18 protein-coding genes are annotated in these 15,129 nt (G+C 68.8%); 10 read left to right on the forward strand and 8 right to left on the reverse strand.

Features of this window, described 5'->3' with window-relative positions:
• Positions 1-5: 5 nt before the first annotated feature.
• Entirely contained in the window at positions 6-1,079 is a 1,074-nt protein-coding gene (gene ychF, locus ACIPVN_RS05030) for a redox-regulated ATPase YchF (protein WP_247955833.1), read from the reverse strand.
• Positions 1,080-1,156: 77 nt separating this feature from the next.
• Here ychF and ACIPVN_RS05035 point away from each other — a divergent pair, with 77 nt between their 5' ends.
• Positions 1,157-1,471, forward strand: coding sequence for a hypothetical protein (locus tag ACIPVN_RS05035; protein WP_400440288.1), 315 nt, complete (start codon positions 1,157-1,159; stop codon positions 1,469-1,471).
• Between the two features lie 93 nt (positions 1,472-1,564).
• Here ACIPVN_RS05035 and ACIPVN_RS05040 read toward each other — a convergent pair whose 3' ends face one another.
• The gene (locus ACIPVN_RS05040; protein ID WP_400440291.1) at positions 1,565-2,302 is read right to left on the reverse strand and encodes a class I SAM-dependent methyltransferase; all 738 of its coding nucleotides are present in this window, start codon (positions 2,300-2,302) and stop codon (positions 1,565-1,567) included.
• A 59-nt stretch (positions 2,303-2,361) separates the two neighbouring features.
• Between ACIPVN_RS05040 and ACIPVN_RS05045 the strand changes: the two genes are divergently transcribed.
• Positions 2,362-2,955: a 3'-5' exonuclease gene (locus ACIPVN_RS05045; RefSeq protein WP_400440294.1), complete on the forward strand. Its 594-nt coding sequence runs from the start codon at positions 2,362-2,364 to the stop codon at positions 2,953-2,955.
• Positions 2,956-3,002: 47 nt separating this feature from the next.
• Positions 3,003-4,262 (forward strand): DNA recombination protein RmuC, encoded by a 1,260-nt coding sequence (locus ACIPVN_RS05050; RefSeq protein WP_400440297.1) that lies wholly within the window; start codon positions 3,003-3,005, stop codon positions 4,260-4,262.
• Here ACIPVN_RS05050 and ACIPVN_RS05055 read toward each other — a convergent pair.
• Both ACIPVN_RS05055 and glpX read right to left on the reverse strand, forming a co-directional pair.
• Complete coding sequence (locus tag ACIPVN_RS05055; RefSeq protein WP_400440300.1) at positions 4,243-4,530, reverse strand: hypothetical protein; 288 nt, start codon at positions 4,528-4,530, stop codon at positions 4,243-4,245. The genes ACIPVN_RS05050 and ACIPVN_RS05055 overlap by 20 nt on opposite strands.
• A gap of 180 nt (positions 4,531-4,710) precedes the next feature.
• Positions 4,711-5,697 (reverse strand): class II fructose-bisphosphatase, encoded by a 987-nt coding sequence (glpX, locus tag ACIPVN_RS05060; RefSeq protein ID WP_247632612.1) that lies wholly within the window; start codon positions 5,695-5,697, stop codon positions 4,711-4,713.
• Positions 5,698-5,884: 187 nt separating this feature from the next.
• Here glpX and fbaA point away from each other — a divergent pair, with 187 nt between their 5' ends.
• Entirely contained in the window at positions 5,885-6,913 is a 1,029-nt protein-coding gene (fbaA, locus tag ACIPVN_RS05065) for a class II fructose-bisphosphate aldolase (protein ID WP_400440304.1), read from the forward strand.
• Between the two features lie 74 nt (positions 6,914-6,987).
• Here the strand turns inward: fbaA and ACIPVN_RS05070 are convergent, their stop codons facing one another.
• From ACIPVN_RS05070 to ACIPVN_RS05080, 3 genes are all read right to left on the reverse strand, one after another.
• The gene (locus ACIPVN_RS05070; RefSeq protein ID WP_400440307.1) at positions 6,988-7,512 is read right to left on the reverse strand and encodes a DUF6264 family protein; all 525 of its coding nucleotides are present in this window, start codon (positions 7,510-7,512) and stop codon (positions 6,988-6,990) included.
• 241 nt (positions 7,513-7,753) lie between these two features.
• Positions 7,754-8,548 (reverse strand): IclR family transcriptional regulator, encoded by a 795-nt coding sequence (locus tag ACIPVN_RS05075; protein ID WP_400440310.1) that lies wholly within the window; start codon positions 8,546-8,548, stop codon positions 7,754-7,756.
• Between the two features lie 2 nt (positions 8,549-8,550).
• Positions 8,551-9,549 (reverse strand): 4-hydroxy-3-methylbut-2-enyl diphosphate reductase, encoded by a 999-nt coding sequence (locus ACIPVN_RS05080; protein WP_400440313.1) that lies wholly within the window; start codon positions 9,547-9,549, stop codon positions 8,551-8,553.
• A gap of 157 nt (positions 9,550-9,706) precedes the next feature.
• Between ACIPVN_RS05080 and xseA the strand changes: the two genes are divergently transcribed.
• Genes xseA through ACIPVN_RS05105 form a run of 5 tightly spaced genes read left to right on the forward strand, consistent with a single transcriptional unit; the run spans position 9,707 to position 13,953 of the window.
• Positions 9,707-10,984: an exodeoxyribonuclease VII large subunit gene (xseA, locus tag ACIPVN_RS05085; RefSeq protein ID WP_400440316.1), complete on the forward strand. Its 1,278-nt coding sequence runs from the start codon at positions 9,707-9,709 to the stop codon at positions 10,982-10,984.
• A gap of 56 nt (positions 10,985-11,040) precedes the next feature.
• Positions 11,041-11,271: an exodeoxyribonuclease VII small subunit gene (locus ACIPVN_RS05090; RefSeq protein WP_247623009.1), complete on the forward strand. Its 231-nt coding sequence runs from the start codon at positions 11,041-11,043 to the stop codon at positions 11,269-11,271.
• Positions 11,268-11,906, forward strand: a complete 639-nt coding sequence (locus ACIPVN_RS05095; RefSeq protein ID WP_400440319.1) for a DUF4245 family protein — start codon at positions 11,268-11,270, stop codon at positions 11,904-11,906. Before ACIPVN_RS05090 ends, ACIPVN_RS05095 begins: the two co-directional genes overlap by 4 nt.
• Entirely contained in the window at positions 11,903-12,562 is a 660-nt protein-coding gene (locus tag ACIPVN_RS05100) for a carbonic anhydrase (protein WP_400440322.1), read from the forward strand. The genes ACIPVN_RS05095 and ACIPVN_RS05100 overlap by 4 nt, the downstream gene beginning before the upstream one ends.
• On the forward strand, positions 12,559-13,953 hold the full coding sequence (locus tag ACIPVN_RS05105) for a class II fumarate hydratase (RefSeq protein WP_400440325.1): 1,395 nt from the start codon (positions 12,559-12,561) through the stop codon (positions 13,951-13,953). The genes ACIPVN_RS05100 and ACIPVN_RS05105 overlap by 4 nt, the downstream gene beginning before the upstream one ends.
• 219 nt (positions 13,954-14,172) lie before the next feature.
• On the opposite strand, the gene ACIPVN_RS05110 is transcribed toward ACIPVN_RS05105, so the two are convergent.
• Complete coding sequence (locus tag ACIPVN_RS05110; RefSeq protein WP_400443377.1) at positions 14,173-14,901, reverse strand: hypothetical protein; 729 nt, start codon at positions 14,899-14,901, stop codon at positions 14,173-14,175.
• Here ACIPVN_RS05110 and ACIPVN_RS05115 point away from each other — a divergent pair.
• Positions 14,836-15,042, forward strand: coding sequence for a DUF559 domain-containing protein (locus ACIPVN_RS05115; protein ID WP_400443310.1), 207 nt, complete (start codon positions 14,836-14,838; stop codon positions 15,040-15,042). The genes ACIPVN_RS05110 and ACIPVN_RS05115 overlap by 66 nt on opposite strands.
• The last annotated feature ends 87 nt before the right edge of the window (positions 15,043-15,129 follow it).

Genomic DNA, 15,129 nt, shown 5'->3' on the forward strand with positions numbered 1-15,129 from the left:
CCCGCTCAGTTGTTGAAGCGGAACTCCACCACGTCGCCGTCCTTCATGACGTAGTCCTTGCCCTCGAGGCGGGCCTTGCCCTTGGCACGGGCCTCGACGACGGAGCCGGTCTCGACGAGGTCTTCGAACGAGACGATCTCCGCCTTGATGAAGCCCTTCTCGAAGTCGGTGTGGATGACACCGGCCGCCTGCGGAGCCTTGGCACCCTGCGGGATCGTCCAGGCTCGTGCTTCCTTCGGACCGGCGGTGAGGTAGGTCTGCAGTCCGAGCGTGGCGAAGCCGATGCGTGCGAGCTGGTCGAGGCCGGACTCGTCCTGGCCGGTCGCCGCGAGCAGCTCGGCGGCGTCCTCGGGGTCGAGGTCGATGAGCTCCGACTCGATCTTCGCGTCGAGGAAGATCGCCTGGGCGGGAGCGACGAGGGCGGCGAGCTCCGCCTTGCGCGCGTCGTCGGTGAGGACTGCCTCGTCGACGTTGAAGACGAAGATGACGGGCTTCACGGTGAGAAGGCCGAGTTCGCGGATCGGCTCGAGGTCGAGACCACTGACCGAGAGAAGCTGTCCGCGCTCGAGAGCATCCTTCGCTGCGTTGGCGGCGTCGAGGACGGAGGGGTCGATCTTCTTGCCGCGGACCTCCTTCTCGTAGCGGGTGATCGCCTTCTCGACGGTCTGGAGGTCGGCGAGCATCAGCTCGGCGTTGATCGTCTCCATGTCGGATGCCGGGTTCACCGCACCGTCGACGTGCACGACGTCGTCGTCGGCGAAGCCGCGCACGACCTGCGCGATCGCGTCGGCCTCGCGGATGTTCGCGAGGAACTGGTTGCCCAGCCCCTCCCCCTCGCTGGCGCCGCGCACGATACCCGCGATGTCGACGAACGACACCGCGGCGGGCAGGATGCGCTCGCTGCCGAAGATCTCCGCGAGCTTGTCGAGCCGCGGGTCGGGCAGGTTCACCACGCCGACGTTCGGCTCGATCGTCGCGAACGGGTAGTTCGCCGCGAGCACGTCGTTCTTGGTGAGTGCGTTGAAGAGGGTGGACTTGCCGACGTTGGGCAGGCCGACGATTCCGATAGTGAGAGCCACGGGGAACGAGTCTACCTGTCGCGGGATAGCCCACCGGCTGGCGCGGCCACACTCGCGGCGCTCGCCGGCTATACGCCGTGCACCCATCGGCCGTTCGCGCGAACGTCGATGGCTCGATCGATTACGTGACCTGCGTCGCCGATTCCTCGGACTGGTACGCGAAGTCGTTCGCGTCCGAGCGTGCGACGGACGACGGAATCGACATCGCGCCACTCTCCGACCTGGCGCCGTCCGACGAGGGCCGGGTCGTGCATTTCTCCCGGCCGTCAGGCTCGTGGAAGATGGTGTCGATCGGAGCATCCGTTTATTCGACGATGACCATCCACTCCGATGCCGTACCGCTGGGCGAATGGCAGTGGGCGAACGACGACACCTGCGCGATCGCCGAATAAGCGGAGCCCTTGCCGCCCGCGATCACGCGGGGTAGGTGGTCGCGGGAGTCCCCGAGTCGAGTTTCCCTAGCCACAGCACGGGCTCGCCCGCGTCTACCCGCGACGCGCGCGGAACGCCTTCGTGATGTATGGGAGATCGACGACCCCGTCCGCGAAGTCGAGGGAGTCGAAGAGCACGTCCATCTCCCGATGGATCCGCTCCCGTTCCTCGGGTGTCGCGGTGATCACCGCACTGCGCGAGGAGGCCATGCGGTGGAGCTGTTCGCGTGTCATCGGCCGCGACCATTCCCAGCTGTCGCTCTCGAGGGCGCCGAACGGGGCACCAACCTCCGGATCACCGGCGGCGAGCGCCTCCTCCGCCGCGCTGCGGTGCATGATCCTGCTGAGGTCGCGCACCCACCCGACGCGCTCGTCGCGGATGTTCCAGATCAGCCCGAGCGCTCCGTCCGCGCGCACCACGCGGCCGATCTCGGCCGAGGCGCGGAGCGGGTCGACCCAGTGCCAGGCCTGACCGAGCACGACGGCATCGAGACTGTCATCCGGGAGCGGCAGGGATTCGGCGGTTCCCGAGAACGTCGGCACCCCCGGCACGTTCTCGCGCAAAGCGGCGAGCATCGCGGGATCGGGGTCGATCGCGACGATCTGCGCCCCCGGAGCGTGCGCGATGGCGCGGGTGAGCTTGCCGGTTCCGGCACCGACGTCCGCGACGCGCTGTGCCCCGGCTGGCAGGATCTCGAGCATCCACGCCACCGCGTCGAAAGGGTACTCGGGTCGTCCCGCCTCGTAGTCCTTCGCCTGCGCGCCGAACGACGTCGCTCTGCTGTCCGCCATGTCGTCAGCATACGGCGCGCCGCCCGCGGCGAACACGACGCCCGGGCGAGAGTGGATGCGTGCCCCTGGACTTCACAGCGATCGACTTCGAGACGGCGAACTCCAGCCCCGCCTCCGCCTGTTCCGTCGGCCTCGTGCGCGTGCGCGGCGGAGAAGTCGTGGCGCAGGCCGGGTGGCTGATCCAACCCCCGCCCGGGCACGACGAGTTCCAGGAGTGGAACGTCCGCATCCACGGCATCCAGGCCGAAGATGTGCTCACCGCCGCCACGTGGATCGAGCAGTTCGACCGCCTGTGCGATTTCGCCGGATCCGATGTGCTCGTCGCGCACAACGCCGGTTTCGACCTCAACGTGCTGCGCCGGGCGTCCGAGGCGACCGGCGGGGTCTGCCCGCCGTACCGCTCGCTCTGCAGCCTGCAGGTGGCGCGCAAGACCTACCAGCTCGACTCGTATCGGCTGCCCCAGGCGGCGGCCGCCGCCGGGTTCGCCGAGTTCTCGCATCACGACGCGCTGGCGGATGCTCGGGCCTGCGCGCAGATCGTGATCGATGCCGCGCGTAGGGTCGCGGCCTCGGACGTCGAGATGCTCGCCGAGATCTTGGGGCTCCGACTCGGCGGTGCACGGGTCGCTCAGGAGGAGCGCGCCGTCGCCTGACCGGGATGCCTCCCGGCAATGTCGGCGGCCGGGGGCATCATGAGCACATGGATGCTCCCCTGATCGTTCTCCTCGTCATCGCCGCGCTGTGCGCCGGGGCGGCGCTCGGCTGGTCCCTGCGTGCCGGCCGAGGTGCCGCCGAGTTCGCTCGCGTGCAGGCCGAGCTCGCCGCGGCTCGCGACGATCGCGATCGTCAGTACGACCTCTACCGCGACGCCGTCGAGCATGCGCGCATCGAGCAGCGTGCGGAAGCGCAACGCGTGCAGCAGCAGAACGCCGTGCTCACCGCCCTCGCGCCGGTGCGCGAGAGCCTGCAGCAGATGCAGCAGAAGGTCGCGACGATCGAGCAGGAACGCCACGCGCAGTTCGGCTCGCTCGCCGAGCAGCTGCGGCGAGCACAGGAATCCGATGAGGCGCTGCGGGCGACGACCGAGTCGCTCGCCGGAGCTCTGCGCTCGACCGCCACCCGCGGCGTCTGGGGCGAGACCCAGCTGCGGCGCGTGGTCGAGGCGGCAGGATTGACGCGACACGTCGACTTCGACCTCCAGACCACCATCTCGTCGGATCGTGGGCAGGGCCGACCCGACATGATCATCCGCCTCGCCGGCGGCGCCTCCATCGCCGTCGACGCCAAGGTGCCGCTCGACGCGTATCTCGAGGCGTCCGCGCTGCCATCGGGAGATGCGCACGAGGCCCAGCGTCGCGCGCACATGCAGAAGCACGTCAAGGCGGTGCGTGCGCACGTCGACGCTCTCGCGAAGAAGGCGTACTGGGCCGGACTCGAATCGAGCCCCGAATTCGTGATCTGCTTCCTCCCCAGCGAATCCCTCCTCGCGGCCGCGATCGACGAGGACCCGACTCTCCTCGACTACGCCTTCGGTCGGCGCGTGGCGCTCGCCTCCCCGGTCAACCTCTGGGCCGTCCTGAAGACCGTGGCGTACACGTGGACGCAACAGGAGGTCTCGACCGAGGCCCGCACGCTCCTGAACCTCGGCACGCAGCTGTACGACCGCCTCGGCACCCTCGCAGGCCATGCCGACGACCTGCGCCGCGCGCTGGAGCGCACGGTCGACAGTTACAACCGCTTCGCCGGGTCGCTCGAGTCCCGCGTCCTCGTGACCGCGCGCCAGTTCCCCGGGATCGACGCGACCACGCTCGATGCTCAGCCGGCGCGCATCACCGCGAGCGCGCGCAGATTCACGGCATCAGAACTGGTCGAAGAGCCGCTCCGCGACGAGACCGTTCAAGCAGAGATCGGTGCGGTGCGAGACAGGATCGATACTCCGATCACACCGGAACGCCGCTGAGCAGGATGATGACGAGTCCGCTCGTCGCGAGGAACGCCCCGATCATCCACCAGGCGCTCATCTCCTGCCCCTCGGCACGGCGCTTGCGGAAGAGCACATCGGCGCGACGAGCCGGATCGACGACAGGCTGAGCGGTGGGCACAGCAGGCGTGGCCGCCGCGATGCTGCCCTCGGCATCCGCCGCGCTCACGCGGAGAATGCGCCCGGTGTTGGTGGTGACGATCTTCGTCGGTGCGGCCTTCGAGCTGCGTGTCTGCGGCGTGGTCATGTGTTCGCCCTCCTGTGCCTGCGGTGCCAGATGGCTCCGTCCTCGGCGACAAACCCAGGCTCAAGTCTGACACGACCCGCGCAGAATCGCAGGATCGGGAGCAGAGGAGCGATACCGGGTCGGTAACGATGCCGAGGCCCCGCCAGGCGCCGGGAGCTCCGACGCCTCAGCGGGCGACGATCACAACCACTTCGAGACGAGGTGCTCCGAGGCGATCCGTCGGAGCGTTCCCGAGGCGCCGCGCAGCACGACGCTCTCGGTGTACACGTAGCCGCGCTCGCGACGCACGCCGGCGACGAGCTGACCGTCGGTGACACCGGTCGCGACGAAGATCGTGTTGTTGCCCTGCACCAGGTCATCCGCCTCGTATACGCGATCCATTTCGAGTCCGGCATCGATCCCGCGCTGGCGCTCATCGTCGTCGCGCGGCCACAGACGTCCTTGGATGTGTCCCCCGAGAGCTTTGATCGCGCAGGCGGTGACGATCCCCTCCGGGCTCCCGCCGACGCCGACGCACATGTCGGTGCGCGCGTCATGGCGTGCCGCATTGATCCCACCGGCGACGTCGCCGTCGCTCATCAGACGCGTGCCCGCGCCCGCATCACGGATCTCCTGGATGAGCTGCTCGTGTCGGGGTCGGTTGAGCACCGACACGACGATCTCGTCGACGGGTTTCTCGAGAGCACCGGCGAGGCGGCGGATGTTCTCGGCGATCGGGAGGCGGATGTCGACCACACCCACGCCCGCGGGTCCCGTGACGAGCTTGTCCATGTAGAAGACGGTCGACGCATCGAGCATCGAACCGCGGTCCGAGACCGCGATCACCGAGAGGGCGTTCTGCCGACCCGCGGCCGTGAGGGAGGTGCCGTCGATCGGATCGACGGCGATGTCGCATTCGGGACCGCGTCCCGTGCCGACGACCTCACCGTTGAACAGCATCGGAGCGTTGTCCTTCTCGCCCTCGCCGATCACCACCCGGCCCTGGAAGTCGACCGTGCCGAGGAAGGCGCGCATCGCGTCGACCGCAGCTCCGTCGGCGGCCTCCTTGGCCCCTCGCCCGATGAACGGCACGGCGCGGATCGCCGCCGCCTCCGTCGCCCTCACCAGCTCCATCGCGAGGTTGCGGTCGGGTCGAAGCGGGCTCAGATCAGCAGTAAGACTCACCATGGGGTCAGCCTAACCAGCGGCGGTGGGCGAAACGCCCTGTTTTCCCCGTCGAGAACGTGAAGGATCCGCGTTTCTTAACGGAATAGCAGGAGACACGCGTCGCCACCGGACGACGGCCCCCGGCATCCGTCCACGCTCCCGGCTAGAGTGACTGCTGTCCCAGGCTTCATCTACCGCAGGAGTTCTCATGCCCGTCGCCACCCCGGATCAGTACGCCGAAATGCTCGACCGCGCGAAGGCCGGCGGCTTCGCGTACCCCGCGTTCAACGTCTCGAGCTCGCAGACGATCAACTCCGTCCTCCAGGGGCTGACCGAGGCCGGCTCCGACGGCATCATCCAGGTCACGACCGGTGGCGCGGACTACTTCGCCGGCCACACCGTCAAGGGCCGCGCGACCGGCGCACTCGCCTTCGCCCGCTTCGCCACCGAGGTCGCCAAGAACTACCCGATCACGGTCGCCCTCCACACCGATCACTGCCCGAAGGACGCCCTTGCCGGCTTCGTCGAGCCGCTGATCTCCGCGTCCGAAGAAGAGGTGAAGGCCGGCCGTAACCCGATCTTCCAGTCGCACATGTGGGACGGCTCCGCCGTGCCACTCGCCGAGAACATCGAGATCGCGAAGGACCTCCTTCCCCGCATGAAGGCGATCAACGCGATCCTCGAGGTCGAGATCGGCGTCGTCGGGGGCGAAGAGGACGGCGTTCAGCACGAAGGCTCGAACGATGCTCTCTACACGACCTTCGCCGACGTCGATCAGGCCGTCCAGGCGCTCGGTCTCGGCGAGCAGGGCCGCTACATCGCCGCCCTCACCTTCGGCAACGTGCACGGCGTCTACAAGCCGGGCGGCGTGAAGCTGCGCCCCGAGCTGCTCGGCGACATCCAGAACGAGGTCGCCGCGAAGTACGGCACGGGCCCCAAGCCCCTCGACCTCGTCTTCCACGGCGGCTCGGGCTCGACCGATGAGGAGATCGCCACCGCGGTCGCGAACGGTGTCATCAAGATGAACATCGACACCGACACGCAGTACGCCTACACGCGTGCCATCGCCGACTACATGTTCAAGAACTACGACGGCGTATTGAAGGTCGACGGCGAGGTCGGCAACAAGAAGCAGTACGACCCCCGCGCGTGGGGCAAGATCGCCGAGACCGCGATGGCCGCCCGCGTCATCGAGTCCACCCGCCAGCTGGGCTCGTACGGCCAGTCGAAGAGCTGACCCGCCGCACACACGAGAACGGGTGCCCTGCCTTCCGGCGGGGCACCCGTTCTCGTCGTTGCGGGCGTGCGAGGTCAGGAGCCGGACGGGGCCTGCAGAATCGACATGAACGCGGGGTCCCCCATCATCGGAATGGCGACGCAGATCGAGGCGATTCCCAGCGTCACCACGGCGCCGACCAGCGGCAGCCACCAGGCGAGCTTCCCGCGGCGCAGGCGACGGATCGACAGAGTCGCCGTCAGCGCCCACCCTGCGAGGAGCACCACGGCGGCGATAGTCCCCCAGACCCTGCCCTGCGTGAAGTTGGTGAACTCACCGGAGGCCCCCAGGACCGACAACACCTGGTTCATCACGCGGGGAAGGTCGAGGTACTGCAGGCCGGTGACCACGACGTTCACCAGACCGTACGCGAGAAGGCCGATCGTCACGAAGCGGTCCACCGGGTGAGCGCGCCGGGGAGAATCCGAGGGAGCATCCGTGGCCGGTACCACGACGGCGGCTTCCACCGGCGGCAGTTCCGAGAGAGGCGGGAGACCGGCGGCACGCCGTTGCTCCTCGGGAGTGGCGATCTCGCCGTACTGGGGCCGCTGTTCGCTCATCCCGCCATGCTAACGGCCGCGCCTGTCCCGGGCTCCCAGCAGAAGGTCCGCCGAGAATGGTGGCGGCCCCGGAGAAGTGGGGACTTCTCGGGGCCGCGGACGAGGAGCGCTGGGGACGCATCCTCATCCCAGTCGGCCGCGAGGGACTGGGGATCCATCTCGCAACCCGTAGTGCCGTGATGCACAGACGCCTACGCCTTCAAGGATAGGCAACGGCGGATTCCTCTGCCACTGAGGTTTTTCAGATAGTGAACTCCGGACCGGACTCGCCTCCGCCGAGCGCATCCGCCCCGAGCTGGAGCGACAGCCGTCGCGCCGTCCGCTGCAGCTTCGACACCAGCTCGCGGTCGACGATCGCCTGATCGGACGGCAGCGATATCGCGAGCGAGGCGGTGACGTTCGGAGCGATCACCGGGACCGCGACGCAGGTCGCGCCGATGACGTACTCCTCCTGATCGAGAGTCCATCCCGGCGAGTGCTCGAGCTGCGTGAGCAGCGTGCGGCGATCGCTGATGGTGCGAGGCGTGAGCTCCTCGAGACGGTGGCGGGACAGGTAGTCGACGCGGTCGTCGTCGGGAAGCTCCGCCAGGATCTGCTTGCCCAGCGCCGTCGCGTGCCCGCTCGACTGCAACCCGACCCACAGCTCGACGCGCGGGTTCTGCTCGGCGTCGACGATGTCGATGAGGTGCATCTCCCCGTCGTCGTAGCGCGAGAGGTACGCCGTGGCCCCGACCTCGTCGGTGACCGACCGCAGCGCCGCCCGCACGCGGGCGAGGAACACTCCGCGGGTGTCGATCTCACGCTGGAACGTCGGAAATCGCGCGCCGAGCACGAGCCCATCGGGTTCGGCCGACAGGTAGCCCTCGTGGATGAGCGTGCGCACGAGGTTGTAGGTGGTGCCGGGTGTGAGCCCGGTGATCGCCGCCAGCATCTTGGTCGGCAGCGGACGGGGAGAGTTGGCGACGATGTCGACCAGGCGAAGAGCCCGCTGCACCGATCCGATGAGCGTGGGTTCCGGCGCCTCGGCGGCGCTCAACGCTATGCGCCCCCTCCGGTCGCGCGTCCGCCCAGGGCCCGATCGTCGCGCTTGCCCGAAGCATCCTGACGCAGTTCCTTCGGCAGCGAGAACATGAGGTCCTCCTCGGCCGTCTTGACCTCTTCGACGTCGCGGTAGCCGGCGTCGCCGATCGCGTCGAGCACCTCGCGCACGAGGACCTCGGGCACGGATGCCCCGCTCGTCACGCCCACGGTCTCGACGCCGTCGAGCCACTCCTGCTGGATCTCCTCGGCGTAGTCGACGCGATACGCGGCCTTGGCCCCGTACTCGAGAGCGACCTCGACCAGGCGCACGCTGTTCGAGGAGTTCGCGGAGCCGACCACGATGACGAGATCCGCGCCGACGGCGACCTTCTTGATCGCGACCTGACGGTTCTGCGTCGCGTAGCAGATGTCGTCGGACGGCGGGTTGTGCAGCTCGGGGAAGCGCGTGCGCAGGCGGTTGACGGTCTCCATCGTCTCGTCGACCGAGAGCGTGGTCTGCGACAGCCACACGACCTTGTTCGGGTCCTTCACGACGACCGTGTCGGCCTCGGCCGGTGAGTTGACGATCGTCACGTGATCGGGGGCCTCGCCCGCGGTGCCCTCGACCTCTTCGTGCCCTTCGTGACCGATGAGCAGGATCTCGAAGTCGTCACGGGCGAAGCGCACGGCCTCGCGATGCACCTTGGTGACCAGCGGGCAGGTCGCGTCGATCGCGTGCAGACCCCGGTCGGATGCCGCGTTCACGACGGCCGGCGAGACGCCGTGCGCGCTGAAGACCACGTGCGCTCCGGCCGGGACCTCGTCGACCTCCTCGACGAAGATCGCCCCCTTGGCTTCGAGCTCGCTGACGACGTGGATGTTGTGCACGATCTGCTTGCGCACGTAGACCGGGGCGCCGTAACGTTCGAGGGCCTTCTCGACGGCGACGACGGCGCGATCGACCCCCGCGCAGTATCCGCGCGGCGCGGCGAGCAGCACGCGCTTGCGTCCGGGCACCGCGTTATCCTGAAGCCTCCCGGCCGCCGCACGCACACGTGGGAGGCGAGGGATGGGGAGATGAACGGCAGTCGAGGTCACCCCTCGATTCTACCGGCGTCCACCCTGAGAAAGCCGGGAATCCTCCCCCGCACGACAACCCCAGGGACGAGAGCAGATGACGGTCTTCGAAGCAGCCACCGGCCCCGGCGAGAACCCGCCGGCGGATGCCGTCTCGCCCCGCGATTCGACGGCGGATGCCCCGACCTCCGTCGCCCGTCTGAACGCCACCATCCGGGACTTCGTCGCCCGCTGGAACACGGTGTGGGTCGAGGGTGAGATCACCTCCTGGAACGTCCGCGGCGGCAACGTCTTCGCGCGCCTGAAGGACGTGCAATCCGATGCGCAGATCTCGATCCGCGTGTGGTCGAGCGTTCGGGGGCGCATCCCCGCCGACCTCGGGATCGGGGATCACGTCGTCGCCGCCGTCAAGGCCGACTACTTCGTGAAGGCCGGCGACTTCAGCTTCACCGTCTCATCGATGAAGCACGTGGGGCTGGGCGACCAGCTCGAACGGCTCGAGAAGCTGCGCGCGCAACTCCGTCTGGAAGGCCTCTTCGACCCGTCGCGCAAGAAGCGGCTCCCGTTCCTTCCGCACGTGATCGGACTCATCACGGGCGAGAGATCGGACGCCGAGAAGGATGTGCACCGAAACGCCGAGCTGCGTTGGCCGCAGGTGCGCTTCCGCACCGAGTACGCGGCGGTGCAGGGCGAGCGGTGCGTTCCCGACACGCTGGCGGCCCTCGCCCGTCTCGACGCGGATCCCGACGTCGACGTCATCGTCATCGCCCGGGGCGGCGGCGATCCGCAGACCCTCCTCGGCTTCAGCGACGAGCGCCTGGTGAGAGCCGTCGCCGCCGCATCGACGCCGGTCGTGAGTGCGATCGGGCATGAGAACGACCACCCCCTGCTCGACGACGTCGCCGATCTGCGCGCCTCGACCCCGACGGATGCCGCGAAGCGGGTCGTGCCCGACGTCGGCGAGCAGCGCGCCCTGATCGGGCAGCTGCGCTCGCGGGCGACCACGCGGCTCACCCAACGCCTGTCGCACGACATCGCGCAGCTGGAGCAGTTGCGCTCGCGCCCCGTGCTCCGCTCCCCCGCCCCGATCATCGACTCCCGCTCGCAGGAGCTGTGGTTGCTGCTCTCACGGGGGCGCGACACCCTCACCCGCCACCTCGATGCGGCCGGCCGCCGCACGAGCGAGCTGCGGGCGTCCCTGCGTGCGCTGTCGCCGGCGGCGACGCTCGCACGCGGCTACGCGATCGCGCATCTCGAGGGCGGCGTGATCCTGCGCGATGCGGCGGATGCCCCGGCCGGAAGCGCCCTGACCATCACCGTCGATCGGGGTTCGGTGGCCGCGCGCTCGGAGGGCGAGATCTCCGAAGCATCCTGATCGATCGCGGCCCGACGCCGCTCACCGATCGCGATGGCACGCCGTAGGATGGAGGAGTGAGCGCGCTGAACGATACCCCTGTCGAGACGCTGACGTTCGAGGCCGCCCGCGACGAGCTGGTCACCGTGGTCGCCGAGCTCGAACAGGGCGCGCCGACCCTCGAGCAGTCACTGGCGCTGTGGGAACGCGGCGAGGCTCTGGCCGCTCGCTGCGAGGAGTGGCTGCTCGGCGCCAAGCGTCGACTCGACGCCGCGCGCGCAGCCGCCGACGACGGAGACGAGCGATGAACAAGCCCGCTCCCATCGTCGCGGAGCTCGGACGCCCCGAGACCCCGGAGGAGACGGCCGCCCGCAAAGCCGCGTCGAGCAAGGCCTATCGGTCGAGCCAGACCGTCCGCAGCCTCATCGCCGCACTGCTGGCGACCCTCGCCGTGCTCGCCGTGATCATCTTCGCCGTGCCGCGCGGTGAGCCGGCATCCGCGCCGTCGGTCGACCTCGCCGGTATCGCCGCCGATGTCGAGAACACGATGGACAGCGCGGTGGTCGTACCCGAACTCGGCGACTTCTGGCGAGTGAACGCGGCCGAGCTGCAGAGCGGTGCCACCGTCGTGTGGGACATCACTCTCGCCCCTGCCGCCCAGGACGAGCGCGGGTTCGTCAAGGTCGCCCAGGCTTTCGACGCGGATTCCCGTTGGGCACCGCAGCGCCTCGAGGGAACGGCCCCCACCGATACCGTCACGATCGACGGCATCGAGTGGGATGTCTTCACCCCCGGCGACTCGGCCTCGAACATCTCCTACGCCCTCGGCACGCAGGCCGGCGACGACTACGTGCTGCTGTACGGCTCGCGGTCGGCCGACTCCACCGCCGAGCTGGCGGCCTCGCTCACTCCCCAGATCCGTACCCTCTCGGAGGCCTCATGACGCACGACCTGACCCCGGCCGCAGCCTGGAAGCAGATGCGCGACGGCAATCGCCGTTTCGTGAACGAGGAGCCGCGGCATCCGAATCAGGACGTCACCCGCCGCAAGGGGCTCACCGAGGCTCAGAACCCGGTCGCCACCCTGTTCGGATGCTCGGACTCGCGTCTCGCCGCCGAAATCATCTTCGACCTCGGACTCGGCGACCTCTTCGTCGTGCGCAACGCCGGGCAGGTGATCGGCGAGTCGATCGTCGCCAGCCTCGAGTACGCGGTAGCGGTGTTGAACGTGCCGCTCATCGTGGTGCTCGCGCACGACTCCTGCGGCGCTGTGCGCGCCGCGATCGACGGCACCGCGATCGACGCGGCGCCCGTGCCCCCGCACATCTGGAAGCTGATCGCCCCGATCGTCCCCGCAGCACGCAAGGTGCTCGCCGAGAGCGGCGGCACCACGGTCGCCGAGATCGACGCCGAGCTCGTCGGCCAGGAGCACCTGCGCAACACCGTCGCCGACCTGCTGCAGTCCTCCGAGATCATCAGCACCGCCGTCGAGGAGGGCCGCCTGGGCATCGTGGGGGCCAACTACCGTCTGGCCGAGGGCACGGCCGTGCCCGTCATCACCGTGGGGATCGACCCCGAAACGCAGGAGGGATCGGAATGACCGACACCGAGTACCGCATCGAGCACGACACCATGGGCGAGGTGCGCGTGCCCGTGAACGCGCTCTACGGGGCGCAGACGCAGCGCGCCGTCGAGAACTTCCCGATCTCGGGCAAGGGGCTGGAGTCGACGCAGATCGCAGCCCTCGCCCGGATCAAGAAGGCCGCCGCGCTCGCCAACAAGGAGCTCGGCACGCTCGACGGCGCCGTCGCCGACGCCATCGCCCAGGCCGCCGACCAGGTCGCCTCGGGCGCCCACGACGGCGAGTTCCCCGTCGACACGTACCAGACCGGGTCGGGCACGTCGTCGAACATGAACATGAACGAGGTGCTCGCGACGCTGGCGACGCGCATCCTCGGCGCGGATGTGCACCCCAACGACCACGTCAACGCCTCGCAGTCGTCGAACGACGTCTTCCCGACCTCGGTGCACATCGCGGTGACCCAGGCGCTCATCGACACGCTCATCCCCTCGCTCGATCACCTCGCCGTGGCGCTCGAGGCCAAGGCCGAGCTGTGGAAGGACGCGGTGAAGTCCGGTCGCACCCACCTCATGGATGCGACCCCGGTCACCCTCGGCCAGGAGTTCGGCGGCTACGCCCGCCAGGTGCGCCTCGGCATCGAGCGCGTGCAGTCGGCGCTCCCCCGCGTCGCGGAGGTTCCCCTCGGCGGCACCGCCACCGGCACCGGCATCAACACGCCTCTCGGCTTCCCGCAGAAGGTCATCGCGCTGCTCGCGGCCGAGACCGAACTGCCGATCACCGAGGCGAAGGACCACTTCGAGGCTCAGGCCAACCGCGACGGCCTCGTCGAGGCATCCGGTGCCCTGCGCACCATCGCCGTCTCGCTGACCAAGATCAACAACGACCTGCGCTGGATGGGCTCCGGCCCGAATACCGGTCTCGGCGAGCTGCACATCCCCGATCTGCAGCCCGGTTCGTCGATCATGCCCGGCAAGGTCAACCCGGTCGTCCCCGAGGCCGTGCTGATGGTGTGCGCTCGCGTGATCGGCAACGATGCGACCGTCGCCTGGGCGGGAGCATCGGGATCGTTCGAGCTGAACGTCGCGATCCCCGTCATGGGCACGGCGCTGCTCGAGTCGATCCGCCTGCTCTCCAATGCCTCGCGCGTGCTGGCCGACAAGACGATCGACGGCCTGCAGGCGAACCTCGATCGTGCGGCCGCGTTCGCCGGCATGAGCCCGTCGATCGTGACGCCGCTGAACAAGTTGATCGGCTACGAGGCCGCCGCCAAGATCGCCAAGCACGCTGTCGCGCAGGGAATCACGGTGCGCGACGCCGTGATCGATCTCGGCTACGTCGAGCGGGGCGACCTGACCCTCGAGCAGCTCGACGAGAAGCTCGATCTGCTGTCGATGACGCACCCGGGCTGATTCACCCGCCCACGCGAGAACGTCGGCCCCTTCCGGGCCGGCGTTCTTGCTTTCCCCAGGGCGGTCGTCGCCACTCCGGGGGCCGGAAGGACAGATGCCGGGCAGAGTCCCCGAACCGGTCCGACAACTGTCTTCGCGGCCCCCGGCGCGTACGGCCCGAAGTGCTCTGCACATGACGACGTGCTCAGGACTTCTCCCCCGTTCCGGTGACAGCGCGGCTCATCCCGACGGGCGCCAGGCAAGGCTGGGCGGATGCTTGCACCCCTTGCCATCCTCACCACTCTCGGCGGCCTCGCTCGCGGCACCCGTCTTCAGCAGTACGGCATCACGAGGTCGGCGCTGGGGCAGGCCGTCGATGCAGGCAGAATCCAGCGGATTCGTCCGGGACTCTTCGCCGCTCCCTCGCTCGATGCGAGTGTCCGGACGGCCGCCGTGCACGGCGGTGCGCTCACCTGTCGATCGGCGCTGCGCCAACGCGGCATCCGGATACTCGGTCAGGACGAGCATCCGCACGTCTGGGTCGGCCGTCGCGGGCGAATCCACGAGCATCTCGGCTGCCGATGCGTCAGGCACTTCTTCCACGGGACGCCACCTCTCGGCCTCGTCGACGTGGAGACCGCTCTGATTCACGTCCTGCATTGCGGTGGGGAAGAGGTCTTCTTCGCGGCGTACGAGTCCGCATGGCGTCAACGGATGCTCTCCGCTGCGGCTCGCATTCGCATTCGCACCGCGATCCCCGCACGCGCGAGATGGTTGGTGGACATTGCACGACCGGATGCCGACAGCGGCCTCGAGTCGCTGGTTCGCCTGCGCCTGCACCTCCTCGGCATCCTTCTGGAGTGCCAGGTAGACATATCCGGCGTCGGCCGAGTCGATTTCCTCATCGATGGCCGGTTGATCCTCGAGATAGACGGCGAGGAGAACCACGCGAGCGGCGCCCATCGACATAGAGATCTTCAACGGGATGCAGCGGCGTCACGGCTCGGCTTGGAGACTCTTCGCTTCGACTACGCCCAGGTGGTCCACGACTGGCCCCGGGTGCAGGCTGCGATCGTCGCGGCGGTCGCTCGTACTCGTGAGCATGCCTGAAGAGAAAGCGAAGCCGGGGGCCGACATGACAGATGTCGGACCGAATCGTCTACTCGGCCCGACATCTGCATTCTCGGCCCCCGAACG

The organism is Microbacterium sp. NPDC090003 (assembly GCF_044748385.1).
Taxonomy (GTDB): domain Bacteria; phylum Actinomycetota; class Actinomycetes; order Actinomycetales; family Microbacteriaceae; genus Microbacterium.

Excerpts from the sequence above, each read along its gene's own strand:
- ACIPVN_RS05040 (WP_400440291.1), bottom strand. The coding sequence starts at position 2,302 with ATGGCGGACAGCAGAGCGACGTCGTTCGGCGCGCAGGCGAAGGACTAC.
- ACIPVN_RS05050 (WP_400440297.1), top strand. The coding sequence starts at position 3,003 with ATGGATGCTCCCCTGATCGTTCTCCTCGTCATCGCCGCGCTGTGCGCC.
- ACIPVN_RS05055 (WP_400440300.1), bottom strand. The coding sequence starts at position 4,530 with ATGACCACGCCGCAGACACGCAGCTCGAAGGCCGCACCGACGAAGATC.
- glpX (WP_247632612.1), bottom strand. The coding sequence starts at position 5,697 with ATGGTGAGTCTTACTGCTGATCTGAGCCCGCTTCGACCCGACCGCAAC.
- fbaA (WP_400440304.1), top strand. The coding sequence starts at position 5,885 with ATGCCCGTCGCCACCCCGGATCAGTACGCCGAAATGCTCGACCGCGCG.
- ACIPVN_RS05070 (WP_400440307.1), bottom strand. The coding sequence starts at position 7,512 with ATGAGCGAACAGCGGCCCCAGTACGGCGAGATCGCCACTCCCGAGGAG.
- xseA (WP_400440316.1), top strand. The coding sequence starts at position 9,707 with ATGACGGTCTTCGAAGCAGCCACCGGCCCCGGCGAGAACCCGCCGGCG.
- ACIPVN_RS05095 (WP_400440319.1), top strand. The coding sequence starts at position 11,268 with ATGAACAAGCCCGCTCCCATCGTCGCGGAGCTCGGACGCCCCGAGACC.
- ACIPVN_RS05100 (WP_400440322.1), top strand. The coding sequence starts at position 11,903 with ATGACGCACGACCTGACCCCGGCCGCAGCCTGGAAGCAGATGCGCGAC.
- ACIPVN_RS05105 (WP_400440325.1), top strand. The coding sequence starts at position 12,559 with ATGACCGACACCGAGTACCGCATCGAGCACGACACCATGGGCGAGGTG.
- ACIPVN_RS05110 (WP_400443377.1), bottom strand. The coding sequence starts at position 14,901 with ATGTCGATGGGCGCCGCTCGCGTGGTTCTCCTCGCCGTCTATCTCGAG.